General features: G+C 62.7%; 23 protein-coding genes. 15 read left to right on the forward strand and 8 right to left on the reverse strand.

Going from position 1 to position 26,917, the window contains the following annotated elements; genetic code table 11:
• Window position 1: 1 nt before the first annotated feature.
• The 6 genes from dhaL (at window position 2) to ACFX4T_RS17805 (ending at window position 6,322) form a co-directional block, all read left to right on the forward strand.
• A complete protein-coding gene (dhaL, locus tag ACFX4T_RS17780; RefSeq protein ID WP_377653034.1) occupies window positions 2-1,750 on the forward strand; it encodes a dihydroxyacetone kinase subunit DhaL in 1,749 nt (582 codons plus the stop codon).
• 2 nt (window positions 1,751-1,752) lie between these two features.
• Window positions 1,753-2,235: a ribose-5-phosphate isomerase gene (locus ACFX4T_RS17785; protein ID WP_377653036.1), complete on the forward strand. Its 483-nt coding sequence runs from the start codon at window positions 1,753-1,755 to the stop codon at window positions 2,233-2,235.
• Window positions 2,236-2,237: 2 nt separating this feature from the next.
• Window positions 2,238-3,227, forward strand: coding sequence for a 3-hydroxyacyl-CoA dehydrogenase family protein (locus tag ACFX4T_RS17790; protein WP_216926142.1), 990 nt, complete (start codon window positions 2,238-2,240; stop codon window positions 3,225-3,227).
• A 19-nt stretch (window positions 3,228-3,246) separates the two neighbouring features.
• Window positions 3,247-4,011 (forward strand): SDR family NAD(P)-dependent oxidoreductase, encoded by a 765-nt coding sequence (locus ACFX4T_RS17795; protein ID WP_377653038.1) that lies wholly within the window; start codon window positions 3,247-3,249, stop codon window positions 4,009-4,011.
• A gap of 170 nt (window positions 4,012-4,181) precedes the next feature.
• Window positions 4,182-5,531, forward strand: coding sequence for an MFS transporter (locus ACFX4T_RS17800; RefSeq protein WP_216926144.1), 1,350 nt, complete (start codon window positions 4,182-4,184; stop codon window positions 5,529-5,531).
• Window positions 5,532-5,551: 20 nt separating this feature from the next.
• Window positions 5,552-6,322 (forward strand): triose-phosphate isomerase family protein, encoded by a 771-nt coding sequence (locus ACFX4T_RS17805; RefSeq protein WP_377653040.1) that lies wholly within the window; start codon window positions 5,552-5,554, stop codon window positions 6,320-6,322.
• 48 nt (window positions 6,323-6,370) lie between these two features.
• On the opposite strand, the gene ACFX4T_RS17810 is transcribed toward ACFX4T_RS17805, so the two are convergent.
• Window positions 6,371-9,973, reverse strand: coding sequence for a TM0106 family RecB-like putative nuclease (locus ACFX4T_RS17810; protein WP_377653042.1), 3,603 nt, complete (start codon window positions 9,971-9,973; stop codon window positions 6,371-6,373).
• 122 nt (window positions 9,974-10,095) lie between these two features.
• Between ACFX4T_RS17810 and ACFX4T_RS17815 the strand changes: the two genes are divergently transcribed.
• Entirely contained in the window at window positions 10,096-10,551 is a 456-nt protein-coding gene (locus tag ACFX4T_RS17815; RefSeq protein WP_377653045.1) for a nucleoside deaminase, read from the forward strand.
• 105 nt (window positions 10,552-10,656) lie between these two features.
• On the opposite strand, the gene ACFX4T_RS17820 is transcribed toward ACFX4T_RS17815, so the two are convergent.
• On the reverse strand, window positions 10,657-12,960 hold the full coding sequence (locus ACFX4T_RS17820; RefSeq protein ID WP_377653047.1) for a hypothetical protein: 2,304 nt from the start codon (window positions 12,958-12,960) through the stop codon (window positions 10,657-10,659).
• Window positions 12,961-13,300: 340 nt separating this feature from the next.
• On the opposite strand from ACFX4T_RS17820, the gene ACFX4T_RS17825 reads away from it, so the two are divergent.
• Window positions 13,301-13,732, forward strand: coding sequence for a CBS domain-containing protein (locus ACFX4T_RS17825; RefSeq protein ID WP_216926149.1), 432 nt, complete (start codon window positions 13,301-13,303; stop codon window positions 13,730-13,732).
• A gap of 46 nt (window positions 13,733-13,778) precedes the next feature.
• Here ACFX4T_RS17825 and ACFX4T_RS17830 read toward each other — a convergent pair whose 3' ends face one another.
• Entirely contained in the window at window positions 13,779-14,075 is a 297-nt protein-coding gene (locus ACFX4T_RS17830; protein ID WP_216926150.1) for a hypothetical protein, read from the reverse strand.
• 90 nt (window positions 14,076-14,165) lie between these two features.
• On the opposite strand from ACFX4T_RS17830, the gene ACFX4T_RS17835 reads away from it, so the two are divergent.
• Window positions 14,166-16,580, forward strand: a complete 2,415-nt coding sequence (locus tag ACFX4T_RS17835; protein WP_377653049.1) for a Tex family protein — start codon at window positions 14,166-14,168, stop codon at window positions 16,578-16,580.
• A 97-nt stretch (window positions 16,581-16,677) separates the two neighbouring features.
• On the opposite strand, the gene ACFX4T_RS17840 is transcribed toward ACFX4T_RS17835, so the two are convergent.
• Together ACFX4T_RS17840 and ACFX4T_RS17845 are read right to left on the reverse strand one after the other, a co-directional pair.
• A complete protein-coding gene (locus ACFX4T_RS17840) occupies window positions 16,678-17,082 on the reverse strand; it encodes a DUF1622 domain-containing protein (RefSeq protein ID WP_216926152.1) in 405 nt (134 codons plus the stop codon).
• Between the two features lie 15 nt (window positions 17,083-17,097).
• Window positions 17,098-18,006, reverse strand: a complete 909-nt coding sequence (locus tag ACFX4T_RS17845) for an MSMEG_6728 family protein (RefSeq protein ID WP_377653052.1) — start codon at window positions 18,004-18,006, stop codon at window positions 17,098-17,100.
• Window positions 18,007-18,088: 82 nt separating this feature from the next.
• On the opposite strand from ACFX4T_RS17845, the gene ACFX4T_RS17850 reads away from it, so the two are divergent.
• From ACFX4T_RS17850 to ACFX4T_RS17860, 3 genes are all read left to right on the forward strand, one after another.
• Window positions 18,089-19,120 carry an adenosine deaminase gene (locus ACFX4T_RS17850; RefSeq protein ID WP_377653054.1) on the forward strand — a complete coding sequence of 344 codons (1,032 nt, stop codon included), beginning with the start codon at window positions 18,089-18,091 and terminating at the stop codon, window positions 19,118-19,120.
• Window positions 19,121-19,274: 154 nt separating this feature from the next.
• Window positions 19,275-20,147: a glycosidase gene (locus tag ACFX4T_RS17855; protein ID WP_377653056.1), complete on the forward strand. Its 873-nt coding sequence runs from the start codon at window positions 19,275-19,277 to the stop codon at window positions 20,145-20,147.
• A gap of 149 nt (window positions 20,148-20,296) precedes the next feature.
• Window positions 20,297-20,605 (forward strand): acylphosphatase, encoded by a 309-nt coding sequence (locus tag ACFX4T_RS17860; protein ID WP_377653058.1) that lies wholly within the window; start codon window positions 20,297-20,299, stop codon window positions 20,603-20,605.
• A 40-nt stretch (window positions 20,606-20,645) separates the two neighbouring features.
• Here the strand turns inward: ACFX4T_RS17860 and ACFX4T_RS17865 are convergent, their stop codons facing one another.
• Window positions 20,646-21,545 (reverse strand): ribokinase, encoded by a 900-nt coding sequence (locus ACFX4T_RS17865; RefSeq protein ID WP_377653060.1) that lies wholly within the window; start codon window positions 21,543-21,545, stop codon window positions 20,646-20,648.
• A gap of 22 nt (window positions 21,546-21,567) precedes the next feature.
• Window positions 21,568-22,341, reverse strand: coding sequence for a GntR family transcriptional regulator (locus ACFX4T_RS17870; RefSeq protein WP_377653062.1), 774 nt, complete (start codon window positions 22,339-22,341; stop codon window positions 21,568-21,570).
• 134 nt (window positions 22,342-22,475) lie between these two features.
• On the opposite strand from ACFX4T_RS17870, the gene ACFX4T_RS17875 reads away from it, so the two are divergent.
• Window positions 22,476-23,906, forward strand: coding sequence for an MFS transporter (locus tag ACFX4T_RS17875; RefSeq protein ID WP_377653064.1), 1,431 nt, complete (start codon window positions 22,476-22,478; stop codon window positions 23,904-23,906).
• A 79-nt stretch (window positions 23,907-23,985) separates the two neighbouring features.
• Window positions 23,986-24,984: a nucleoside hydrolase gene (locus ACFX4T_RS17880; RefSeq protein WP_377653066.1), complete on the forward strand. Its 999-nt coding sequence runs from the start codon at window positions 23,986-23,988 to the stop codon at window positions 24,982-24,984.
• Window positions 24,985-25,052: 68 nt separating this feature from the next.
• Here ACFX4T_RS17880 and ACFX4T_RS17885 read toward each other — a convergent pair whose 3' ends face one another.
• The gene (locus tag ACFX4T_RS17885) at window positions 25,053-25,805 is read right to left on the reverse strand and encodes a metalloregulator ArsR/SmtB family transcription factor (RefSeq protein WP_216926161.1); all 753 of its coding nucleotides are present in this window, start codon (window positions 25,803-25,805) and stop codon (window positions 25,053-25,055) included.
• Window positions 25,806-25,903: 98 nt separating this feature from the next.
• Here ACFX4T_RS17885 and ACFX4T_RS17890 point away from each other — a divergent pair, with 98 nt between their 5' ends.
• Complete coding sequence (locus tag ACFX4T_RS17890; protein WP_377653068.1) at window positions 25,904-26,758, forward strand: carbohydrate kinase family protein; 855 nt, start codon at window positions 25,904-25,906, stop codon at window positions 26,756-26,758.
• Window positions 26,759-26,917: the final 159 nt, after the last annotated feature.

Here is a 26,917-nt window from a genome sequence, read left to right on the forward strand (position 1 = left end):
AATGACACAGATTTTCGACAACCCGGCAGACTTTGCCGATGAAGCCCTGGACGGCTTCGTGGCTGCCAACCGCGGCTACGTTGCCAGGGTAGATGGCGGCGTGATCCGCTCCACCGAAGTACCTGCCGGGCAAGTGGCGTTGGTGGTGGGCGGCGGTTCCGGGCACTACCCGGCCTTCGCCGGATTGGTCGGCCCCGGACTCGCAACGGGCTCGGCCTGCGGCAACATGTTCGCTTCCCCGGCCGCCGGCCAGGTATACCGCGTGGCCAAAGCGGCCAATGCCGGAGGTGGCGTTCTGCTGAGCTACGGCAATTACGCTGGCGACGTCCTGCACTTTGGCCGGGCACAGCTCCGCCTCAACGCCGAGGGCATCGAAACCCGCACGGTCACCGTCACGGATGACATCGCAAGCGCTCCGATCGACCAACTCGAGAAGCGGCGCGGCATCGCAGGCGACCTGACGGTCTTCAAGATCGCAGGCGCCGCCGCCGAAGCGGGACTGAATCTTGACGACGTCGAGCGCTTGGCCATCAAGACCAACTACCGGACCCGGTCCCTCGGGGTGGCCTTCGACGGTTGTACTCTGCCTGGTGCCAAGGATCCGCTGTTCCACGTCCCGGCCGGGCAGATGTCCTTGGGCCTCGGAATCCACGGTGAGCCCGGCATCTCGGAACACCCGATGCCCACCGCGTCCGAGCTCGCACAGCTTCTGGTTTCCAAGCTGGTCGCGGACAAGCCCGAGGACGCCGGGGACCGCGTTGTGGCGATCGTCAACGGCCTGGGCACTGTGAAGTATGACGAACTCTTCCTGCTGTTCGGTAAGGTCGAAAAGCTGCTAACCGCCGCTGGTCTCACCGTTGTTGAACCGGAATGCGGCGAACTGGTGACCAGTTTGGACATGTCCGGACTGTCCCTGACGCTGCTCTGGCTGGACGATGAACTCGAACAGTATTGGGCAGCGCCCGCCGATACACCGGCTTTCCGCAAGGGCAGCATGGCACCCCGCGCAGCGCGCGCGAAGGCAGCAATCGTCGACGCCGAAACCGCCGCCGTCGAACAGTCCACCCCTGCGGCGGCGGAACTCGGGCGGCAGGCCGTAGCGATTCTCGCCCAGGTGCGCGATGTCGTTGTCGAACACGAAGACGAGCTCGGCAAGCTGGACGCTATCGCCGGCGACGGTGATCACGGAATCGGCATGCGTCGTGGCGTCGACGCTGCGGCTGCTGCGGGCGAAGCCGCATCCGGCTCTTCGGTAGCGCGAATCCTCCTCGCGGCCGGCGAGGCCTGGAGCGAACGGGCAGGCGGAACATCCGGCGCGCTGTGGGGTTCGGCGGTCATCGCGGCCGGCCAAGCACTCGGCAACCGCGAAACGTACAGTGCGGACGACGCCCGGGCCGCCGTTTCCGCGTTCGTCCGGGCCATCACCGAACTCGGGAAGGCCGAGCCCGGAGACAAGACCATGGTGGACGCCCTCCTGCCGTTCCGGGACGCGTTCCTGACAGAGCTCGACGGCGGTGCTCCCGTTGACAGGGCACTGGCAGCAGCTGCTGCGGCTGCTGAAATGGCTGCCGCGCAGACCGCTGAACTGCGCCCGCTCAAGGGCCGGGCCCGCCCACTGGCCGAGAAGAGCCTCGGCCACCCCGATCCCGGCGCAGTCTCCTTTGGCTTGATCGCCACAAGGATCTCCCACCACATCGATTCACTACTGGCCAGCGCTGCCTCAGCGGCTCCGGCCGGAAACGGAGCCTGAGAATGAGCGACACACAAGGCTGGCGCATCGTCGTCGGCAATGACGAAGCCGGAGTGGAATACAAGCAAGCACTTGTGGCATTGCTGGAATCCGACCCGCGTGTGGCATCAGTGACCGATGTCGGGGTCGGTGCCAACGATTCCACGGCCTATCCCCACGTGGCTGTCGATGCCGCCCGCAAGGTAGCTGACGGTGAGTTCGATCGGGCCCTCCTGATCTGCGGCACCGGGCTTGGCGTGGCCATTGCGGCCAACAAGGTCCCCGGAATCCGTGCGGTTACCGCCCACGACAGCTACTCGGTGGAGCGGTCCGTGTTGAGCAATAATGCCCAGGTCCTCACACTCGGTCAGCGGGTGATTGGCTTGGAACTGGCCAAGAAGCTCGTAGGGGAGTGGCTCGGCCACCGCTTCGACCAAAACTCATCCTCCGCCGCCAAGGTGGACGCCATTTGCTCCTACGAGCCCAACTCCACGAAGGCAGTCTGATCATGACCACTCCTGAAGCAAGCGAAGGCACCGCGAAAAGCACAGCCCGGAAGATCGCCGTCGTCGGCTCCGGATACATGGGCGGCGGCATCGCCCAGGTTCTGGCGCTCGGCGGAGCGCGCGTGGCTTTGGCGGACGTGTCTGCAGAGATCGCGCAGAAGAACTTCGACCGCCTGCTGGTCGAATCCGATCAGTTCATCGCCGATGGTCTGTTCCCGGCGGGATCCACTGAAATCCTGAAACAGAACCTCTGGGCTGCGAAGGACATCGAGGAAGCCGTTGCTGATGCCGACTTCATCGAGGAATGCGTTCCCGAGGTCCTGGAAATCAAGCATCAGACCCTCGCCCGGATCAGCGCCGCGGCCCGGCCGGATGCCCTGATTGGCTCCAACACCTCCACGATTTCCATTGCCGCCCTGGCAGAAGCCGTGACCAACCCCGAGCGGTTCCTGGGCGTTCACTTCTCCAACCCGTCGCCGTTCATTCCGGGCGTCGAAGTTATTCCGCACGCCGGCACTGACGCCGCTACGGTAGCTGCTTCCCGCGAGCTGGTCCATGCGGCCGGTAAGCAGACCGCCGTCGTGAAGGACGTTACGGGTTTTGTGCTCAACCGCCTGCAGTACGCGCTGTTCCACGAAGCTGCGCAGCTGGTGGAGCAGGGCATCGCAACAGCGGACGACGTCGACACCTTGGTGCGTACGACGTTCGGCTTCCGGTTGCCGTTCTTTGGTCCGTTCGCGATCGCGGACATGGCCGGTTTGGATGTCTACAACTTCTGCTACAAGTCCCTGCAGACCGGCTTCCCGGAGCGGTTTGCGACGCCGAAGATCCTGTCGGACCTTGTGGAGGCAGGCAAGCTCGGCACCAAGACCGGCGCGGGTTTCCTCAACGTCCCCGCCGAGCGCACTCCGGAACTCATCGCCTACCGGAACAAGGCCTACGTCGCCATGCAAAAGCTCATTGAAGAGCTTGGCCCGGCACCCATCAACTAACTCTTTCTAGGAGAAACACATGACTTTCCCCGCTGAACGCACCGCCATCGTCACAGGCGCCGTTTCCGAGCGCGGCATCGGCAGGGCCACGGTGAACTACCTGGCCGCCCAAGGTTGGAACATCGGCATCATCGACCTGGATGACGCGGCCTGCAAGGCTGCGGCCAAGGAAGTTGCTGCAGAATACGGAGTCCAGGCCCGCGGCGTGGGTGCGAACGTCGCCAGCGAAGCCGAAGTCCGGGCAGCGATCGATGAACTGGAAGCCGAGCTGCCGCAGATCGTCGCCTTGGCCAACGTCGCTGGAGTCAGCTCGCCCATCGGCTACCTGGAACTCGAACCCGCCGAGTGGGATCGCGTGCTGAACATCAACCTCAACGGTGTCCATTACGCCACCCGTCGAGTGGCCGAATCCATGGTAAAGAACCGGATCGGCCGCATCGTGAACATCTCCTCGGTCTCTGCCCAGCGCGGTGGCGGAACGTTCTCCAAGACTCCCTACTCGGTTGCCAAAGCCGGTGTCATCGGCCTGACCCGTGCCACAGCCCGGGAACTCGGCGAATACGACATCACCGTCAATGCGATCTCACCCGGGCCCGTCGATACCGACATCATGGGCGGCACGCTGAGCCAGGAACGCAAGGACGAACTGACCAAGGACCTCGTGGTGAACCGCGTGGGCTCAACCAGGGACATCGCAGCCGCGATCGCCTTCCTCATCAGTGAGGACTCCGGCTTCATCTCCGGACAAACACTGAATGTGGATGGCGGGCTGTACATGCATTAGGCCCCGCAAGGGAACTGACCACATGAAGACCTGGACTAGAGAACGCAAGATCTACCTTGCCGTGGGCATCCTTGCCTGCGCAGTGGGCATGGTGCTCATTTTCTTCCCGCGCTGATGGCGCGCTTCCTTAGCCATCACAACCCCAACTGATTGCTCAAAGAGGAGTTTCAATGTCCGTTGCCTCAACTTCCACCAAGGAGTTGCTGGATTCGCCGATCCTGAAGTCGGCGATCTCCAAGGCTTCGCTGCGGCTGATGCCCATGCTCGTCATCCTGTACGTGGTGGCATTCCTTGACCGCACCAACGTGGGCTTTGCAGAAGCTGCCCTTGGGGTGGACAAAGGCATCACGGCAGGTGCTTATGCCCTGGGTGCCGGTATCTTCTTCATCGGCTACGCACTGTTCGAGATCCCCAGCAACCTGCTGCTCACCAAGTTCGGCGCCAAGGTCTGGCTCGCGCGCATCGCCATCACCTGGGGCATCGTGTCCGCGTGCTTCGCCTTCGTGCAAGGTGAGACGTCGTTCATCATCCTCCGCTTCCTGCTGGGTGTCACAGAGGCAGGGCTCTTCCCAGGCGTCATTATGTTCCTCGCCGCCTGGTTCCCCAACAAAGTCCGCGTGAAGATGTTCGCCATCTTCTACCTGGCTCAGCCTCTCTCCCAGATGCTGGGTGCTCCGCTGTCCGGCTGGCTCATCAACATCGGTGACCAGGTTCCCGGGGTCGCCGGATGGCAGGTCATGTTCTTCGTTGAGGGTTCGTTGGCCATCGTGGCTGGCATCGCGTCCTTTTTCTTCCTCATCAACAGCCCACAGGACGCCAAGTTCCTGAGCAAAGAAGAGAAGCTTGCCCTGACCGATGTCATGGCACTGGAAGACACTGTCAAGGAAGAATCAGGTCCGCGCGGCGTCTTGGCTGCCATGCGCAACGGCCGTGTCTGGTACTTCACCGTCATTTACTTCTGCCTGCAAGTAGCTGTCTATGGCGTCACGTTCTACTTGCCGCAGCAGGTCTCCCAGCTCACCGGCCAAAAGGTTGGGCTCGCCGTCGGACTCCTGGCCGCTATCCCGTGGTTCTTCGGGATCTTTGCCTGCTACTTCGTTGGCAAGGCTGCAAACACCGTGGCACGTCGCCGCCGCTGGGGCACCGCACTATTCGTATCCACGGGGCTCTGCATCTTCGGCTCGGCTTGGGCCGGCGCCAACCACCTTCCCGCGCTGGGCATTATCTTCATCAGCCTGGCGGTGTGCAGCTTCCTGTCCACCGGTCCCATTTGCTGGTCATATCCGACGGCGTTCCTCACCGGAACTGCCGCGGCTGCGGGCATCGGGCTGATCAACTCGCTGGGCAACCTCGGCGGTTTCGTCGCACCGATCCTTCGCACCACGGTTAACGAAGTCACGGCCTCGGACACGGGCACCATGGGTGTCTACGCTCTGGGCGTCCTGCCGTTCCTGGCCGCGCTGATGATGTTCGGTACCCGGGCCTTCAGCAACAAGGCCGACGAGTTGCTGGCCAAGTAAAGGTGGATGCCCAAGTAGCCGTGAACATTCCTGCTCCTGCTTCCGCCTTGTTCATCGGGGTCAGTACCAAGATGTACATGGGTTATGCGCAGAGTTTGGCGTGGCTGGAGCAGTTGCTGGCAGAAGTGGACGCCCGTCCGGCCCTTGCGGCCGGGCGGGTGGTCCCGTTTGTGATCCCCTCATTCCCGGTGCTGCCCACAGCGTCTGCGATGCTTCAGGGTTCGCCAATGGTCCTTGGAGCCCAGAACTGTGGGTGGTCGGACGGGCCGTGGACTGGCGAAGTCTCACCGTCGATGCTTGCCGAGCTTGGTGTCGGCCTGGTGGAGATCGGCCACGCGGAACGGCGCCGTTACTTTGCAGAAGACGATGCCATGGTGGCCTTGAAGGTTCGTGCCGCCGTCGACGCTGGCCTGACGCCACTGCTGTGCGTGGGGGAGGGCGTGGTTGCTGAACCTGAAGATGCCGCCGGTACCGTCTTCCGGCAAGTCAAAGCGGCCGTGTCCGGAGACTGGTCCGTCGCTTCCCAACTGGTGATCGCCTACGAACCCGTATGGGCCATCGGTGCTGCAGAGCCGGCGTCGGCTGCTTATGTGTCCACGGTTGTAGCTGCACTGCGTGTACTGCTCGGTGCCCACGGGTTGGAGGAGCTGCCCATCATTTACGGTGGCTCAGCCAAACCGGGTCTGCTGCCGAGGCTGGACGGTGTCTCCGGACTCTTCCTGGGCCGCTTCGCTCACGATGCCACCAATTTCGGCCGTGTGTTGGACGAAGCCCTGTCCCTCCCCAACTGAGTAGCAGCAGATGCCTTTATGGAGCGTCAAAACGGCGTCTGCTGCTACTTAGTTGGCCTCCCCACGATGGCACAGGGCCACGAAGCCGCCAAGGTTTTCCAGGCCTTCCGGATGCGTCGGGAGGTAGTTGGTGAGTTCAGGCGAACGCACGACGACGGCACGCCACTGACCGCGCGACACCGCCACGTTGATTCGGTTGCGCAAGAGCAAGAACTCCATGCCGCGCGGTACTTCCCCTGCGGCTGATGCGGCCATGGAGACGATGACCACCGGCGCTTCCTGGCCTTGGAACTTGTCCACCGTTCCTACCCGCACTTTTGCCAACCCTGCTGCGCGGAGCTGGTGCTTGATCAGTTGCACTTGGGCGTTGTAAGCGGCCACCACCAGGATGTCTGTTTCTTCAAGAGGCCGGCTCCCCGATGATTCAGAGGGGTCAGTCCACGGCAGGCCCACGTGTGCCCGGACTTGGCGGACAACCTCTGCGGCTTCCTCCGGCGAGGAAGTCGAGTTGCCGGTGTGGGGGACATACACACAGGAAATGCCAGGGCCGGCACCATCCAAGCGGCGAAGTGACGCGGCGGGCGCCGCTTCCAACCGGTGATCGTAAGAGAGCTCCGAAACGGCGTCACATAGGGCAGGATGCATCCGCCATGACAATGCGAGGAAGTAACCAAGTTCGGGCGGCAACGTGTTGTAACCGTCCGACAACCACCCCAGCGCAGATTCGTCTACGGGTTCCGGGTGTTTGCCTTGGGTGACTTGCGGTAGTTGCTGCGGATCACCCAACAGCAGGAGGCGTTTTGCTGCGCGGCTCACAGCCATGGTGTTGGCAAGGGAGAACTGGCCGGCCTCATCAATAACCAGCAGATCCAGGGAACCAGGCGGAACCTCTTTACCTACCATGGCCCATGCAGTTCCGCCGATCAGAGCTCCACCTGGTTTGGACAGGATGTCGCTGACGTCGGCCTTGGCGCACCCGTTCCACGGCACAGGCTCGTTGTGCTTGACCTCCTTGGCCACCCGCAACGGATCCACACCGGCTTTCTCCACTGCCGCACAGAGCATGTGTTCCACTACGGCATGGGACTGCGCCACGACACCGACTTTCCAGCCATCGGCTACGAGCCTGGCCAGGACATGGGCACCAACATAGGTCTTTCCGCTGCCGGGAGGACCCTGGACGGCCAAGTAGGAATGGTCCAGATCCTTCACAGCAGCAGTGATGGCGTCGATATAGCCATCAGGACCGGATTCCACGGCGGGCAAGGATGGCAGGGTACGCAGTCTTGGCGGCTTCCTTCGCACCAGGTCCAATGCAGGATCCTGCGGCCATTCCGGCAGCGAATCCCTGAGCCTGCCAGCCAACGCTGCCAACGCCGCCCTCTGGCCCTTCGTCGGAATCGGGCTGTCTGGCGTCAGCGCCATTGGAGTCTGTGAAAACTCCGTGGAGTCATTCCGTAATCCCTCGGCCATGGTGACCGACTCGAAGTCCCCATCTTCACCGACTTCGATGATCTTGGTATTGTTCCAGCCAGCACGGCCGAGGACGGAGGATTCCTTAGCCGCCAAGGCATCAGGCAAGGGCGGACCGTACATGCGGAAATACGTCTTGCCCAGCTCCAAACCCGCGCCGTCACCTGAACGGCCGAGCAGTTTCACAATCCGGGCGGGGTTACTGCGAGGCGTTGGTTTGGCCCAGTCCTGAAGAACCACAGCCTGCTCCACCGTGAAAATGTCGCGGCCGTCCTCCCACTGGGACACTGGCTTTTCCAAGCGATCGAAGTGCCCCCACCAATATTGCTTGTCCTCACGCCGGTGATATCCAACGCCCGCGGCCACAATCGCAATCGCCCGGGAATCGCGGGACAGCTTTTCCTCTTCCGTCAGCTCGGCAACGTAGTCCAGCAGGGCGGTTTCTTCCGGTGCAGCCTCATATTTCGTCGGTTCGGCTGCGGTCTGGGAATCATCGGACCCGTCCCCCAAATCTTGCGCATTCCCGGGGTCGTCGCCGGCAGAGCCGCCCGGGACGATGGACCGCTCGGCGGCACGGGCCAACAACCAGTTGCGGAGCTCCAGCGTCGAGAGGCAGTCGTACTCGTTGTAGTCCCTGATGCTTTCGAGGATGGCCGCAGCCTGGTCAGGGTTATCGGTGTCTCGAGCCGTGCAGTAGTCGGCATAAGCAACCACCGAGGCTCCGGCGTCGGTCACGTCTCCGGAGCGCAGGTGCTGACCCATGTAAAGGGGCTCCAGTTTCTTGATGCTGTACGAGTTCTCGGACACGCGGATGCTGTGGCGGACGGTGTCGTAGAGGTCCACCAGCACGCCTTGCTTCAGGAGATCGTCCACCGCGTTTTCACCCGTCACGTGCGTCAGGGAGAGATTGCGGAGGGCCGTTTTCTCGTAAGCTGCGTAGTGGTAGATATGCATGCCGGGGTAGCTGGCACGGCGCTTGGCAACATACTCCAGGAAGTCTACGAATGCCTGGCCTTCTTCAGCTCGTGAATGCGCCCAGAACGGGCGGAAGACCGGTTCGGAGCCAGGCTCCAAGGGGTTTTCGATGACTCCGAAAAGGTACTCAAGGCCCCATTTCCCTGTGACTGGATCCTGCCAAAGGGGATCGCCCTCAAAATCGAAGAAGATGTCCCCGGGGTCCGGCGTGGGGAGCCTGCCGAGGGTGTTGTCCGGCAGGATCTTGTAACTTACTGCTTTGGCTTCCCCGGCTTTGTCCGTGTAGTTCACCGTCCCGTCCGGAGCCCCAACGCCGGTCTGCAACTGCGCTTGCTCGCGCAGCCGCAGCAAGGTGGGATCACCAGCGTCGGGGAGCGCCGCGAGCTGATCGATCGTGGTGACCCCGGCCTCCATCAGCTTCTTGCGGCGGCTGATCCGCATGCCGGCAACCATGAGGAGGTCACGGTGCAGTTTTACTTGCTCGGCACAGTAATCGCAGCGGCCGCACGCCGAGAAGCGGGAGTCGCCCCATTCGATGGGTCCTGAAGCAGCCCTATGGGCCGTGGTCATTCCGAGGAAGCGTTCCCGGCGTTCCTTGAAGACGGGCAAAATCTCCGCGAGCGGGTGATCGCTGTGCACGCGATTGCCCAGGACCAAGGTGACAATGGGATCCGGCGTAATACCGGCCTGAAGAAGTTGATCGCCATAGGCAGCCAGCTGCAAAAGCGCAGTGACCTTGGCATGGCGTGCAAGCTTTGTGTCGAAGACGGCGTATTGACCGCCGGGACGCTTGACCAAGAAGTCGGAGCGGCCGTGGAATTGGCCATCGAAGAACGCGGCCTGGAACACGATGTCCGCCCCGGAGCGCAAGGCCTCGATGGATTCCGCATGCTTGGCCAAAAGGGTGGCGCGGTCCATGGCGGAGGCGGGAACGACGTCGTAAACGCCCTGTCCTGTAGCCGGATCCCAGGGCCCGAACTCTGCCATGAACTCGTCCAGGACCCTGTGCTCGTGGACATCGCCGAGCTTCGCCGTGCGATCCAACATGGCATCTGCCGCGAACTCGGCTTTGGGGGAGCGGCCCAGTTTTTCGTCGAGTTTCCGGAGGAGCTGGTACTCACAGGTGGCCGCGATGACAAGATCGCTGGCTGAGAACACCAAATCCTGCGGCGCGCCCGCTATCTCCGAATCGAGAAAGAACACCGTGACCTACTCCCTGTTGCCGGATGAACCACTGCGAAGTGGACCATGAAGCCAAGCTATCAGCGGCCCCCGACAATTTAGCGTGCGGGCAATTTGGCGTGCGGGCAACTTAGACTGCCCCCATGACTGAATCAGCCTTCACCATTGCGGACCCAGCGTTCGAGGCCGCGTACCAAGCCGCGCAAAAGAGTCTCAGCGAGGGCGGGATTCCCATCGGCGCCGCTTTGGCCCGCGCTGGGAAGGTCATCGCGAGTGGGCACAACGAACGTGTCCAGCATGGCGATCCAATCGCGCACGGCGAGATGTCCGCGTTGCGCGCTGCGGGCCGGCAAAAGAGTTACCGGGACACGACGCTTTACACCACGCTGGCGCCGTGCGCGATGTGCACGGGAACCATCATCCAGTTCAAGATCCCGCGCGTCGTGGTGGGCGAAGCGGAGACGTTCCCGGGGGAATTCGAGCTCCTGCGTTCGCGTGGCGTTGAAGTAGTGGTCCTCAATGACCCCCGCTGCGTGGACATGATGCGCACCTTCCAGGACGATCACCCCGAACTGTGGGCCGAGGACATAGCGGAATAACTGCAACTGCTAAAAGGAGCGACGGCGGCACCCACCTTTCGAGCGATGGAGCGTGCCGCCGTCGCCGGCTGCGGAGTAGCCACATGCCAAACGGTCATCCGACGACTATTTGGCAGGCTTCCTCGGAGCCGACCGGCGGGAACGGGCCGCCGGAGTTGGTGGGGTTCCAGTGGATCGGACCGCAGCTGATGGAACCAGCTCCTTGACCTGAGCCAGGACCGTGGGGTTGACGCCGCGGGAGCCAAGATCTTTGGCTAGGGTTTCCACCTCTGACTTGGCGGCCGCGGGGTTGTCGGCCTTGACGTGCAGTTCCGTGCGCAGTTCAACCAGGTTGCGGTAGGCGAGGTTGCTGCTCGCTGCTCCTTCTTGCTGGTACTTGGCCAGGCCCGCATCCGTCAGCGCCAACGCCCGCTCAGGATCGGCGCTGTGGTGCTTCACCATCTTGTCGTCCTTGCGGCGGAAGAAGTCGTCTCCCACGGATTGGGCGACGGCGGTAGCGGCCTTGACGCCCAAAGGCTCACCGCTGAAACGCTCGGCAGCCTCGACCAGGGTATCCAGTCCCTTGCTCAAATGGGGCGACATGGACCCTTCGAACGCCAGCGTCAGGCCTACCTCCCGGGTGAAGAACTCCGGCGCAAACCGGTCTTCTTCCTTGGTGACGGGGAAGCCCACCCGCAACGGCCACGTGTTGGACGCTTGGACCAGCCCGTCCGTGCTGTAAACGGCCCTGACCAAGTACTGGCCCGGCTTGTCGAAGACGAACCCCACCGTTCCATAGGCCAACTGGACGAGCTGGCTGTATCGGTCGCTGCCGTCGCTCCCACCCGAAGGGGCGGCCGGCGAGAGCATCACCATGTCTGGTATCCCGTAGAAGCAAACCACCGATTCGTGGAGCACCACGGTCCCATCGGGTTTTTGGACGTACACGGTGGTGTTGCCGTACCTCGGATCGAGCCGCCCGTCCACCGGGACAGGTGCATCACTGGTGTTCCGCAGCCGGAATTCGAGTGCCACGGGTTCCATGTAATCGAAGTAGTCCTTGCCGGTGAGCGTCAGCTCCACATCGCTGCCGGGCCCTGAGACCGTCATAGCCCCCGGAGGAGATTCCAGATGTCCGCCCGAAGCCCACGGATCACCGCCCATGATCACGGAGGCCCGGTCGCCGTGACGCATGTGGAGCAGCTCGTCGTCGTCGAAACGGAAGCGGAAGTTTGCCCAGAAGGTGTCCGTGCCGTTGCGCTGATCGTATTTCCAGTCGTAGTTCATCCACGAAAGGGAATCAGGCCTGGCTTTGTCCCACGCATGCAGGAAGTTAAAAGCATGTCCTGCCTCGTGGACCCAGGTGTAGAGGAAATGGCGCATGGCCCACGCTTGGTCCTGGGTGGTCGGATTGGAGACGAGATTCGTAAACCACGTGTGGTTGCGGAATATCGCGAAACCCTGGCGATCCGGACCGCGACCTGCGCCGCCAAAGCCCGCAGCGGCGTCGAACATGATGCCACCCACTCCGGCAGTGTCGAAGATGCCGGCCTGCACGCCCCACAAGTTCCATGCTGGCCAGCCGGAGTTGAACTTGCCGAACGAAGTTTCCATGGCATCGTGCAGTTCGCCGACGTTCCAGGAGGCGAAGCCCGCGGCGCTGTCGTCGATCACCGTGTGCACGGGGTCGATGGTGACGGCCACCCCTGCGTCTTTGTACGAGGACTCGATGCTGAGGGTCCGCTCGGAGAGATCGGCCGGGCGGTTGTTGTGGGCGTGGCTGTTGTAGATCGGGACTTTGGGATCGACATCCACGGAACTGCAATAGTCCAGTTCAAGGTTGACGTCCCGGAAACAGCCCGAACGGTAGGCACAGGCGTAGGGCTGCCCGGCAACGCCGCCTGCCGTGAATGTGGCTACTGCGCCAGTGATGGCCCCGTGGGACCAGGACACAGTGATTTCCACGGTTGTGGCCGGGTGCGTGCCTTTCCAGTAGCGGACCGTTCCAGTGATGTGTGCATCGGCATGGGTCATGGTGACTACCGGCGCGTCCACGATCCAAGACTCCACATAAGTCTTCACGAGTTGGTTGACGCCATCCGCTTTGACCCAGCGGGTGTTGTATAGATCGCCACTGACTTTGTTCAGCACCGGGGATTCCACGCCCTGGCGGGGATCGACGTCCAAGCGGAGGTCCAGCGCGCTGCCGACAGGGCCGCTGCTTGCCTGGTTGCCTTCATAACGGCCGCTGACGGGTGCAGAGCGCCAGCACCTCCACCAATCTTCGGAGGGCCATGTCAAGGTGCTGGGTTGGGGCTCAAAAGCGCGGGACCCAAAAGCGTGGGGCCCAAAAGCGGTCGGGAACGGGGTTTCATTGGTGTGGTGGGGGACAGGGGAGTAGCGGGTGCTGGGGACGTTGGGGGTGTCCATGGGAGGATCTTTCTCGCTCTGCAAGCAGTCAACAATGCGTTCGTCCATCACTGGATACAGCAGATGGACGGCATGACGGTTCAGGGCGGAGGCGATGCATGTGGGGAGTCCCGAAGGATGTGAGTGGCCGATGCCCAGAAGCCGTGTGTAACCCAAAATGGAGGATACTCCAGCGAATGGATTATATCTAGGGGGCTGACAAAAATTCCGCCCGGCAACCTGCGGGATCGCCTAGTCAGCCGCAGCCGCCGAGCGTAGGCTGGCATCATCGGCGTCGGTGCCGAAAGGACCATCCCGAAGGACCCCGCGTCGATAAAGCCCAATCGATGAAGGAGGACCCATGAGTGTCGTACGTGAATTCATGACAACGAATGCCTGGTGCATTCCTGAAGACCAGACTCTCCAGGACGCCGCCCGCAAGATGAAGGAATTGGACTGCGGTTCACTTCCTATCTGCGGGAATGACGGCAAGCTCTCCGGTTTCATCACCGACCGCGACATCGTGGTCAAGGTCCTGGCCGAAGGCAAGGACGCCCGTGAAGTACGTGCCAGCGAGCTCGCCCAAGGCAAGCCCTACTGGATTGATGCGGACGCCAGCATCGATGAATGTATTCGGATGATGGAGGAGCACCAGGTTCGCCGGCTTCCCGTCATCAGCGACCACAAGTTCGTTGGCATCATCAGCCAAGGTGACATTGCACGGAACTACACCGAGGACCGCGTTGGCGAACTGGTGGAGCACATTTCGGCCAAGGAGCACATGGCACACTAAGTTGCCGATCCGGCACGTACATCCAGCCGCCGCGAAGCGCTCCTCGTCAGAGGAACGCCTCGCGGCCCGTTCCTTCGCGCAGCACGAGCTCGTCGTCCTCTATGGAGACAATCAGGCTCCTGGGTTTACCAGCGAGCTTTTTCGTTGCGCTGAGCTTTCTGCTTCGGACTTCAACTCCCACCGTGGCGCCTTTCGCCGGCAGCTCCACCGTGATTTCGTCGGCCATTCCCAACAGCATCTTGGTGGACACATCCCGTTCGGACACAGCTTCCTTGCCGTTGACGGTCACGCTCACGTCATCGGAAACAAACCCGTCCTGAAGGATGATGAGCAGTTCCTGCATGCTCCAACTACAGCACTAACAGCGCTCCCGGCATAGGCTTTCCGGAACCCGAACCTGAAAACTGTCGGTCATGTGAGGCAAACTGTCAGGGTGACTCAATCTCTCCAACACCAGTCAGCCGATTCTGCCATCCACCACCTCATCGCCAACGAACTCGGCGTCAAGGCCTGGCAGGTCAAGGCCGCGGTGGAACTGCTCGACGCCGGATCCACCGTTCCCTTCATCGCCCGCTACCGTAAGGAAGTCACCGGGACGCTCGATGACACCCAGTTGCGCGATCTTGAGGAACGGCTCCGCTACCTGCGAGAGCTGGAAGAACGGCGCAAGACCGTCCTGGAGGCGATAGCAGCCCAAGGCAAGCTAACCCCGGAACTGGAAGCCGCCGTCGTGGGTGCTGACACCAAGGCGCGGCTGGAGGACATCTACCTCCCCTTCAAATCCAAGCGCCGCACCAAGGCTCAGATTGCCCGCGAAGCCGGATTGGAGCCGCTGGCCGACGTCCTGCTTGCCAACCCACAGCTGGACCCCGAAACCGAAGCCGCCAAGTACCTCAACGCCGAGCACTCCATTGAGGACGCATCCGCCGCGCTCGCAGGTGCCCGGGCGATTCTGGTGGAGCGCGTGGCCCAGGACCCCGACCTGGCCGAGGACCTGCGCGAACGGCTCTGGAAGCAGGGGCGGATGGTCTCCCGCGTCAAGAAGGGCATGGAGGCCGAGGGCCAGAAGTTCAAGGACTACTTCGAGTTCACGCAAGTCCCGTCCGGAATGCCGTCGCACCGGGTGCTCGCCCTCTTGCGGGGTGAAAAGGACGGCGTACTTGAGTTGGACCTCGCCGAAGCGGATCCCGCCGACGACGACGCCCTGGCCGCCGCCCGCGGCCGCTACGAGAACGCTGTGGCCAAGTGCCTTGGGGTCGCCAACCACGGCCGTCCCGCCGATCTCTGGCTCACCCAGACTGCCCAGCTCGCCTGGCGCGGTCGCATCCTGGACCGCCTCACTACGGATCTTCGGGGACGGATGTTTGCAGACGCCGAGGATGAGGCTGTCCGCGTCTTCGCCGCCAACCTGCGTGATGTGTTGCTCGCTGCGCCTGCGGGCAACCGCTCCACTCTTGGCCTGGACCCGGGGCTCCGTACGGGGGTCAAGGTGGCGGTGGTGGACGGCACGGGCAAGGTGGTTGCCACGGACACCATCTATCCCCACGCGCCGGCAAAGAAATGGGACGAGGCATTGGCCACCCTCGGCCGCCTCGCCAAGCAGTACAACGTGGAACTCGTGGCAATCGGCAACGGCACCGCGTCCCGGGAAACGGACAAGCTGGCCAACGAGCTCATCAAGTCCCTCGAGGCCGCAGGTTCCAAGGGTGTCCAGAAACTCGTTGTCTCCGAGGCGGGGGCTTCTGTGTACTCTGCGTCGGCACTGGCAGCTTCCGAGCTCCCCGGCATGGACGTTTCACTCCGCGGAGCTGTCTCTATTGCCCGCCGGCTTCAGGATCCGCTGGCCGAACTGGTGAAGATCGAACCCAAGTCGATCGGGGTTGGCCAGTACCAGCACGATGTCACGGCTGCCAAGCTGGACCGCTCACTGGATGCCGTGGTGGAAGACTGCGTGAACGCCGTGGGCGTGGACGTTAACACGGCGTCTCCTGCCCTGCTGAGTCGAGTGGCCGGCGTCGGACCTTTGCTGAGCGAAAACATTGTGGCGTACCGCAATGAGAATGGCCCTTTCGCCAAGCGGAGCGACCTCAAGAAGGTACCCCGCCTGGGAGCGAAGGCGTTCGAGCAGTGTGCAGGCTTCCTACGGATCACTGGGGGAGCGGAGCCGTTGGATGCTTCCAGCGTGCACCCGGAGGCCTACTCCGTTGCGCGCAAGATCCTCGTCGCGGCCGGTGGCGGGCCCACCACTTCACTGGATCCGCAGGCATTCGTGGATGGCACGTTCGGCCTGCCGACCGTCAAGGACATCATGACCGAGCTCGAGAAGCCGGGCCGCGACCCCCGTCCTGCGTTCAAGGCGGCATCATTCTCGGAGGGCATCGAAAAGATCTCGGACCTCAAACCGGGCATGATCCTGGAAGGCACCGTCACCAACGTTGCCGCTTTCGGTGCTTTTGTGGATGTAGGAGTGCACCAGGACGGCCTGGTCCACGTGTCTGCGCTGTCCAACAAATTCGTCTCGGATCCCCGCGAGATCGTGAAGTCCGGGCAGGTAGTGCGGGTCAAGGTGCTTGAAGCCGATCCCGAGCGCAAGCGCATCTCCCTGACCTTAAGGCTCGACGACGAACCCGGCACCGGGGGCGGCCGCGGTTCCGGAGGACGCTCCTCGGGCGGAGGAAACCCGGGTGCACGGAATGCTGGAGGCCAACGTTCGGGTGGGCAGCCGGGCCAGCGTGGTGGTGGTCAGCCGGGCCAGGGTGATCGTCGCCAGGCCAAACCCCAGCAGTCTGAGGCTCCCGCCAACACAGCGATGGCCGAAGCACTTCGTCGGGCAGGGCTCGGCAAGTAGCCCTTCACCCGAGCCACAAATCCCGGTCTTGTTCGCTAAACCTCACCTACAACGGTGGGATCAACGAACAAGACCGGGATTTGCTGCGACGGAGCCCCTACGACGGAACCGACGAGCCGTCCGGAACTGAGCTGCCGCCGTCGTGCTCTTTTTCCTTCTGCCACGGCCAACGGCCAGTGATCTCCAACTCCAGCGAGAAGCTCAGGAACGTCCGGATCAGCACGATGATCGCAAGCACGCCCACGCTTTCAAACGTGGGCGTCACAGCAACTGTCCGGATGATGTCGGCGGCCACCAGGAGCTCAAGGCCCAGGAGGATCGACCGTCCCAGCAATTGCCGGTAGGCGCGGTAGGGCGAAAATGGTGCGAGCCCACTGGCGCGTTTGGGTTGGTAGCCGCGCAACGCGAGCGGGATGGAAACCAGCGCCCCAACCACCATGACTGCCACGCCGGCGAAGTCCATGTACCGGCCGACTTCTTCGATGATGTGCTGGAAATCCATGGCCCTCCCTCGCTGCTACTGTGCCGGTGCGGGGATCGGGAAGAAGACCCGCGGGTCCTGCAACAGGGCCGGGTAGTCGAAATCGGAGCGCTTGACCACGTCAGTGACTTCGAAGTTGCGGGCGAACTTGCCGTCAACCGTGATAGGCCGTCCCTGGACCAAGCCGACGGCGAAGATCTGGCCGACGTCGAACGGGACGGCGATCTCGGTCTTGCCGGGAAGCGTATTGAACGCAGCTTCCTGGGCTTGGCGCTTCCGCGTGGGCTTCTTTTCCAATTGTTTCACCGGCCGCTTCTTGGGCCCGCCCACCTGACGCCGGGACTTCTCCTCGGCGTACACGAACTCATACTCATCGGCGTTGGAAACGGCCTTTGCCTTGCCGTGAGGGGGCATGCTTACCGTGGTGAGCTGCTCCGGACGGAGGTCCTCCACGTTGGCCCGCAGGATCCAGAGTCGGTCCTCGTCAGGGTCTTCAGGGTGGAACTCGTGCTTGGGCTCGGGCCATATGTACTCGAGCTTTTCTTCGACGCCGGGGAAGAGCGGTCCGTAGAACTTGGGATCTTTCCCAAGGAGCTTGGAGCGGTGGCTGAGGTGCAGGTCCTCGTAGCCCAGCCACGGCGGCATGACGATCCTGGAGGCGTAGTCCGGGTGTGCCGCCTGGGGTGCGAACTCAGCGATGTTGTTGCGGGTGTTGTCCGGGTGGCCACGCTGGATCCACTCGTCGGCCATTGCGAGTCCGTACATGGTGAGGGCGGGGACGTGGCCCATCCACATACGGACGGCGGGGTGCTGCTGCCAACCGTACTCCGGGATGACCAGTGCGCGGAGGACCTGGAGGGCTTCGACGCGCTGTTTGCCGAGCCTTGAGGTGTCGAGCGCCGCGGCGCTCTCACGGAAATCGGCGAAAGGGAGGAAAGTCTGCATCCTTTCAGTTTGGGGGTCCCGCGGCGAAGAACCAAGTTGAGTGCTCCGGGACACGTGCGGATATGGGGCCTAGAGTTGTCGAGTGGAAACTTTTGGCGAGAAAACGACGACGACGGCGCCCCCGGTTGCCGAACTGCACCTGCACATCGAAGGGACTCTCCAGCCAGAGCTGATCTTTGCCCTGGCCGAACGCAACGGCATCGAACTGCCCTACGAAGACATCGAGGAACTGCGCGAGAAGTACGAATTTACGGATCTGCAGTCCTTCCTTGACCTGTACTACGCCAACATGGCCGTCCTGCAGACTGAACAGGACTTCACCGATATGACCCGCGCTTACCTTCAGCGTGCCGCAGCCGGGGGAGTGCGCCACGCGGAGATCATGATGGATCCCCAGGCGCATGTATCCAGGGGTGTCCCGCTTGAGGTGTGCGTCAATGGCGTCGCAAATGCACTGGCGACATCCGAGGAAGACTTTGGTGTTACGACGCTTCTCATAGCGGCCTTCCTCAGGGACATGTCCGAGGAATCCGCACTTGAAGTGTTGGACCAGTTGCTCGCGATGCACGCCCCCATCGTCGGCATTGGGCTGGACTCAGCAGAGGTGGGCAATCCGCCGTCGAAGTTTGAGCGACTGTACCAGCGTGCCGGCGAGGCCGGGCTGCGAAGGATCGCCCACGCGGGCGAGGAAGGGCCGGCCGCCTACATCACCGAGGCACTGGACGTGCTGCATGTGGAGCGGATCGATCACGGTATCCGCTGCATGGAAGACACGGAGGTGGTGCAGCGACTCGTCGCCGAGCAGGTCCCCCTGACTGTTTGCCCGCTGTCCAACGTCCGTTTGCGTGCGGTGGACAAGCTGGCCGACCACCCACTGCCGGAGATGCTTGCCATCGGTTTGAACGTTTGCGTGAACTCGGATGACCCCGCCTACTTTGGCGGCTACGTAGACGACAACTTCGAGCAGTTGGCCAAGGTCCTTGAGTTCTCGGTTCCAGAGCAGGCCACGTTGGCGGCAAACTCGATCCGCTCCTCGTTTGCCAGCGATGCCCGGAAAGCCGTATTGCTGGACGAAGTGACGGAGTGGGTTAAGGCGTCTGCACCTGCCCAATAAACCCGGAATTGGTGCTGGAGGCGAGACTCATCGATCACTTCCGGCCGCGGGAATGTCATACTCGGTCACGACACACGGTGTTTACCATTAGCAGTCGCGCGAATTAACAATTCATTGGCAAACTGCAAGGGATATCCACCGTAGAAGGAGAAGCATGGGCGCGAACACCGCCGAGAACACCAACCTTCGTCTGAAGGCCGTACTGGACATCCTCGCTGAGGGCGTATGGTCTGGAGCCACGCTGAACGCAGGGGAAGTCCTGGCAGAGGCCATCGGACGCGTTCCTTTCAACGATCATGAGGCTGAACTTCTCAGTGGGGGCATTCCCCGCGGCCACAAAACCCTGACGTCGGCATCGGCAAAGCTGGTCAAGGCCGGCTGGCTGGTCAAGGGGCGTTCGGGATGGACCATCCCGGAAGACGGACTGCGGGCGACTGTCGCCTTCCCTGACGTTTCGGCTTTCGCAGAGGCCCTCGACGCCGGAACACCGGTACCAGCCGATGTTCCCGTGCCTACGGCCCCTACGGCCCCTCCGGCCAAGGCCAAGACGAAGCGTGCGGCAACGTCGAAGAAGGCTGCAGCTCCGAAGGCTGCGACCGCCAAGACTGCGACCACTAAGGCTGCGACCTCTAAGGCTGCGACCACTAAGGCCGCGCCAGCCGCGAAGAAGCCTTCCACTCGCAAGGCTCCTGCGAAGGCAGCGGCGGCTCCCGCCGTCGAGACCCTGCCCCAGCCGGACGCCGTCGCGATTGCGGGCGACTTCAACAAGATCCTGGGAGCTCCGGAAGACTGGGCTCCCCAGTACGACGAAGTCCAGATGGAGTTCAACCCGTTGGTTCAGCTGTGGACGCTGACGGCTGAACTGCCGGCCGGTTTCTATACGTACAAGATCGCGCTGAACCGTTCGTGGGATGAGAACTATGGCGCGTTTGGCGTCCGCGATGGCGCCAACCACGAGTTGAACCACGACGGCGGCACGGTCACCTTTACGTACGACCACGCGACGCACGACATCGTGGTGGGCTGACCTGGTTCCTGCCGCACTGGTCCCCTGATGCACGCCGGACCCGCCCTTGTTCGCTCCACTCACCCTTGTGCGGTGAGTAGTGTGAACAAGGGCGGGTTTCGTTGGGCTCCCCACTCGGCATCGCAGGTGTGCCGGGCTAGATTGGGTCCATGACTGAGTCGCTGGAAAACCGCTCTGCCGATGACGAGGTACGGATCACTGCCCGCATCACCGGCGTGGTCCAAGGCGTGGGGTTCCGCTACTGGACGGCCCGCAAAGCGGATGAGCTAATGCTGAGGGGGACGGTCCGGAATAATCGCGACGGATCCGTGCAATTGGTTGCCGAGGGACCGGTATCCGATGCCGAGGCACTGGTGAGTTGGCTCCATTCGGCGCGGGCACCTGGTCGGATTGAGAATATGGAGTTTGACGTCTCCGATGCGACCGGCGAATTCGAGGAGTTCCGGATCGTGGGCTAAACCGGGCTTAGCCAGGCTCGAAAGGTCAGGCCGCGAAAGGTCAGACCGCGAAAGACGTGCGCGTCGCCCCAACGTAGTGCTGCAACGACTTCAACGCAGGCTGTGACGAAGCATCCCGGACAGCATCCGCACCCACGGCGTTGGCCACGGCCAGAGCATGGCTGTGCTCAAGTCCGGAGCGGAGGGCCAAGACCAGCGCTGCGCAGAAGGCGTCGCCCGCTCCGATCGTGTTGGCGATATCCGTGACCCGAACCGCGGGAGCTTCGGCCACGCGTTCGCCATGCTCAAAGATCGCCGAGCCCTCGCCCCCATACGTCACGGCAACCAAGGGTGCCGTGCGAAGGGCAGGGATCAGCGCGTACTCGGTCTCGTTCACGATCACAAGGTCGCAGCGTTCCAGGAGTTCCGGGATGATGGGCGCAGCAGGCGCTGCGTTGAGGGCAAAGTAGCCTTTGGTTCGGCGGGCGGCTTCCAGCACCACGTCTTGGTCAACTTCGAGTTGGCACAGGACGGCTTCTTCCTCCGCGAAGGAGACGCCTTCCACGGACACCTGCCCATTGGCGCCCGGGCACACAACAATCTGGTTTTCGCCTTCGCTGTCCACCAGGACCAGGGCTGTCCCCGTCGCGGCATCCACTTGCGCGATGTCCTGGACGTCGACGCCGGCACTTGCCATTGCTTCGAGGAGGCTCCGGCCTGCTTCGTCCCGGCCTACCGCCCCCACCATGCGGGAAGCGCCAGCGAGCCGGGCTGCAGCCACGGCCTGGTTGGCGCCCTTGCCGCCGGGCTGCTGACGGAGGGCGGCGCCACCCACGGTTTCGCCCGGCGTCGGGAGGCGGCTGGCGGTAGCCGTGATGTCGAGGTTGATGCTGCCTACAACGGTGAGCGCGGTGCTCGCCGGAGCCAAAATGGGCGCGGAAGTCTGAGGGGAGGAGCTCATGGGAGGACCCTTTCGGGAGGATTCAGGAGGACTGGATAACGGAGAGGTGCCCGGCTTTTGCGGCCACGAGGCATTTGGCCAGGTAGAACGGGGAACCCTTGCGGCGGACGTATTGGGTGAGGACCAGAACCGGCTCAGACGGCCGAAGATCCAGCAACTTAGCGCGGCTGGGACCCGCGGTACTCAGGCTGATTTCGCATTCGCCAGGGCCAAGCGACGCCCCCGGAAAGCCGCTGAGGACTTCCAAAAGGGTGGAAGCCGAAAGGGTGGGACCTTCCGCTGCTTCTGAGAGTGCCTCGGCTTCGGGGATGCTTTCTGCCACGTTTTCCTGCAGGTGTGCCACAGGCTCGCCATTGCGGATCAGCACGCTTTCCCAGAACCAGACGTCCTGGCCCGGTTCCACGCCGATTCCGGGGGCAACAAATTCGGAGGCCGGCTGTTTGATCGCAGCAACGCGCTTGACCTGGATGTCCTGGTCCGGCCCGCCAAGGAGTTGATCGAACGGGCGGATGTGTTCGATGCCGATCCGTGGCAGCGAATCTGCCACGAATCGTCCGACTCCCCGCCGTGCCCTGGTGAGTCCGTCTTCCTCCAGCAACATCAGCGCTTCCCGGATCACGGTGCGGCTGACGTCCATCATGACGCCCAGCTCGGTCTCGGTGGGGAGCAGCGAGCCGGGAGGGAGGAGCTTGGTCCTGATTGCCTCGGCGATGCGTGAGTATGCTGCAACGCGCAAGGGCTGGCCGGGTTGGGGCGCAATGGGACGGGACAGGAACTGGACGGCATTGTCGGTCAAGGGTGCCTCGCTTGGGTTTGGTTACGGACACTGTACCGGAAAAATGTGATAGGTTGCACAAGCTCGTAATACATGCTTGTATAACAACTCACATCTCGTGGCGCCGCCTGCGCCCTCGGACAAAGGAGTTTGATGTGAATATCCCCAACACAGCGGTAGAGGCGCAGCCTTCCGAAGCCGTAGAAGTGACGTCGGAAACCCGGCCCGGCGGTCGTGCGGCAGTCCTGCTGATCACCACGTTGGTCCTGGCCGTATTGTCGTTCCAGCTCAACGCCAGCATGATCACCCCGGCACTCCCGCACATTGGTTCCTTTTTTGGCGAGACGCCCGAGGCTGTGGCTCAGGTGCAGTCCATGTTCTTCCTTGCGGGCGCCATCTCCGGACCGGTGATTGGACGCTGGAGCGACTTCATCGGCCGCCGCACTGCACTGCTCCTGGTCCTGGCCATCATGGGCGCTGGCACGGTGTTGTGCATCTTCGCTCCGAGCCTGCCACTGCTGGTCGCGGGCCGTTTCATGCAGGGTGTCTCGAGCGCCATCTTCGCGCTCTCCTACATCGTCCTTAACGAATACTTGCCTGCCCGACTCTTCGGCACGTCCATCGGCATCATCGCCGCCATTAACGGCGGTGTGGGCGGCGTAGACGGCTATTTTGGTGGACTCTTGGCTGAAACGCTCGGCTTCCAGTCGATCTTTGTTGCCGTCCTCGCCCTGGCCGCGATCGCCGTCGTCTGCGTCATCAAAGTGGTACCGGGCGGGAAGTCCGCTGCCGCTCCGGGCCGGATGGACTGGTGGGGCGCAGGTTCGCTGTCCGTGTTCCTGGTCTTCATCACATACTTCGTCTCCACGGGTTCCTCTGCAGGCTGGGTCTCACCTGCCGCGCTTGGCCTGCTCGCCGGTAGCATCGCTTCCTTCACCGCGTTCTGGCTCATCGAGAAGAAGCGCTCCACGCCCCTGGTGGCAGTCCACCACCTCCGTTCGCGCCAGGTATGGCCGGTCATCGTTACCACTGTGCTGACGCTCGCGGGAATCTTCGCCATCATCAACTTCACCGTGGTGCTGATCAGCCAGGACAAGGAAAATGGCTTCGGCTTGCCGGCCTCGGTGGCAGCATTGCTGTTCCTGACTCCGGCAGCCCTGATCGGTGTGTTCGCAGCCCCGCTCGCCGGCTGGATTGCTGACCGGCGTGGCTGGATCAAGACGGTGCGCGTCGGCACGGCCACGAGCCTGGCCTGCGCCATTGCTGCTGCGTTGTTCGCCGACAACCAGGTGGCGGTCCTCATCGCGATCGCAGCCTTGGGCATCTTCTACAACGGCTTCTTTCTCACTGCGATCAACGGGCTCTCGGTCCTGCTCTCGCCCAAGGAAGCACCTGCCGCGCTGCCGGGAATCAACGGCGCCTCCTTCGGCATCGGGGCGAGCCTCGGCGTCGTGGTTGTTGCACCGTTCGCCGGTCAGGGCACCGCGGCCGGGTACTCGACGGCGCTCTGGATTTCGGTGTCCATCACCGTCCTCGCCTTCCTCGTCAGCTTGTTCATCACAGCCCCCAAGGGCGAAAAGATCTAACGCCCGACGCCGGTACGCAGCACCGCGCGTCCGCCCCGTTCCTCTTCACAACACTCCGCTACACCTGAAACGAGAGACCATGATCCAGCCCACCGCCGCCCCCTTCTACCTCGACTGCGATACGGGAATCGACGACGCCCTCGCCCTTGCCTACCTGCTAGCAACCCCGAGAGCGGAACTCGTGGGCATCGGCACCGTGAGCGGCAATATCAGCGCCGCCAGTGGTGCCCGGAACACCCTGGACCTGCTCAAACTGGCCGGGCATCCGGACATCCCCGTGGCGGTCGGTGCACATGATCCGCAGGTCGGTAGCTTCCACGGTGGGGCGCCGCATGTCCATGGCGATAACGGAATCGGTGGGGTGGAGCTTGCTCCGTCGGATGGTGAACCCGTTGAGGCAACGGCTTCCGAACTGCTGGTGCAGATGGCTCACAAGCATGCTGGGGCGCTTCGGGTTGTGGCGATCGGGCCGCTGACAAATATCGCTGAAGCCCTTCGGCTGGAGCCCAGGCTGACGGAGCTCGTCGCCGAACTCACCATCATGGGCGGCGCCGCATTGGCCCCGGGAAACATCACTCCCGTTGCTGAAGCCAACATCGCCAACGACCCAGAGGCTGCGGCCGAAGTACTCGCCGCCGAGTGGAACGTGACACTGGTGCCGCTGGACGTCACCATGACCAACGTCCTTGAGGAAACCCACCGTCAAGAGCTGCTGGCATCCGAGCACCCCGTTTCACAGGCCCTCGGCGAGATGCTTGGCTACTACTTCGGGTTCTATGTGGATATCTTCGGTCGCGCTTGTTCGGCGATGCACGATCCCCTGGCTGCAGCCATCGCCGTCAGGGGAGTGGAGCTGACGCTAGCGCCCACAGTACGCGTAGAGGTAGACACAACAAGCGGTCCCAGCCGCGGTCAGACCGTGTGCGACCTCCGTGGACAGTACCTCGGCTTCCCGGACCAGCGCGGTGCGCGGTGCCGCGTGGTGCTGGAAATCGGCGAAGACTTCGCGCCGCACCTGCTGGGCACCATGCAGGCGGCCTGGCTCTCGGAAGAGGAGCTCACCGCTCCCGTCGCCTAACTGGCGGGAGGCAATACATAGCGACGACGACGGCGGGAAGCTCCCGCCGTCGTCGTGGTTTAACGTGCCTAGGCATACATGAGCGAGCCGGGCGTTGTCAGTGTTTCGCCTGTTTCGAGCCACGTCTTAAGCCCGGAGAGGATCATGGGCCAGCCGCCGTACAGCTGTTCGTTGGCGCCTTCGCGGAGCTGATCGTGCGTCACGGTGAGGTGGCACGAATCGCCCACGGGTTCGATTTCCCAGGTGATCCGCGACGTTCCTTCCGCTTTGACGTCCTCGCCCCACAACGCTTGCATCGTCTGGACCAGCCGCCGCGGGGGATCGACCTCGATGTTCTCGCCTTCGCCCAGGGGCTCGTCTGCTTTGACGTTCCGCATTTCAAACCGGCCGCCGGGAGTCCAGTCCGCCGTGAACGTGTTACCGAACTGGTACTTGCTCCGGATTTCGCTGTTGGTGATGGCTTCCCAGAGCCGTTCCGGGGTGGTTTTGATGTAAATCTCGAAGATCTTTTCCATGGGACTTTCCAATCTGGATTTGAGGTCGCTGAGTGCAGCGGCCCATGGTTCTGCGTATTTGCTCACCCAGCGGTCATGGATGAGCCTGATGGGGACGGGGTTCAGGAAATGCAGCTTTTCACGTCCTCGGCGGCGCGTGACCACCAGTCCGGCATCCTCCAACAGTTTGAGGTGCTTGGCGATGCCGAAGCGGGTCATCTCGAACCGGGCTCCGAGTGCGGTGAGGGTTTGCCCATCCTCGCGAAACAGCTCATCGAGCAACTCCCGCCGGGTGGGGTCTGCCAGTGCTTTGAACACGGCGTCCATGGGTTCAGAATAGGTGACCATTTGGTCACGTGTCAACGGTTTTGGACTTGCCGTCTTGTTTCCGCTGAGGGGGCATTTGACCGTGCTTGGATAGTCGCATGCCTCCTACTCCGAGCGTTGCCGTCTGCGGCCCGGCCTCGTGGAACCAGCTCATCCTCCTGGACCACCTCCCCGAGCCCGTCCCGCACATGCAGTTCGCGCGACGCGCTTGGGAGACAGTCGGCGGAACGTCGGCGGGGAAAGCGGTGCACCTTGCCGCTCTGGGCATCGGTGTGCGTTTGTGCTCGCCACTTGGCGCGGACGACGACGGCGGGCGGATCCTGCGCGCACTGACCAACGCCGGCGTCACCGTAGAAAAGATTGCCTCCGACCGAACTGAGCGCCACGTCAACCTCATGACCGACGACGGCAGCCGCGTATCGCTCTACGTCTCCGTGCCGTCCGCCCCGGCCGAGGAGGATCTCGCGACGGCGGCCGTCGTAGTGGCTGCCGCTGATCTTGCCGTTATTGACCTAAGTGAATTTGGGGTGATGCTGCTGGAGCGCGAAGAGGTTCACGAGACGCCTTTATGGGTGGACCTTCATGACTACGACGGATCCTCGGCGTTCCATGAACCCTTTCTGCGTGCGGCCGGTGTGGTTTTCATGAATGACGACAGGACAGACGATCCGTGGGCGCTCATGCATTCCTGCCTTGCACGGGGGCCTCGCTTGGCTGTCTGCACACTCGGGGCGGAAGGTGCGGTCGCCTTGGAAGCGGACGGCACCCAGCATGAGGTCCCAGCCGTTCCCGCCGAAGTGGTGGATACCAACGGGGCAGGTGATGCCTTCATGGCCGGCTTCCTTGCTGCGACCTTGCGGGGCGCACCAGTTTTTGATGCCCTCGAAGCGGCGGCAGGTCAAGCCCGCGTCGCGATTGAGAGTGAGCATCTGCACCCTGCGCTTGGGCGTTGAGTACTGAGTAGGGCTGGTCAAGTCCGATAGTTTCTTACTTTCATCGGAAACAAAACTAGCTATGACCGTCTATTTGCGCGGCATTACGGCTTCATAGAGGTTTCAAAGTCCGAGATTCTCTAATTTTTGGCTGCAACAACAGCCTATAAGTTACTCTCC

It is taken from the genome of Paenarthrobacter sp. YIM B13468 (genome assembly GCF_042788025.1).
Taxonomy (GTDB): Bacteria; Actinomycetota; Actinomycetes; order Actinomycetales; family Micrococcaceae; genus Arthrobacter; species Arthrobacter aromaticivorans.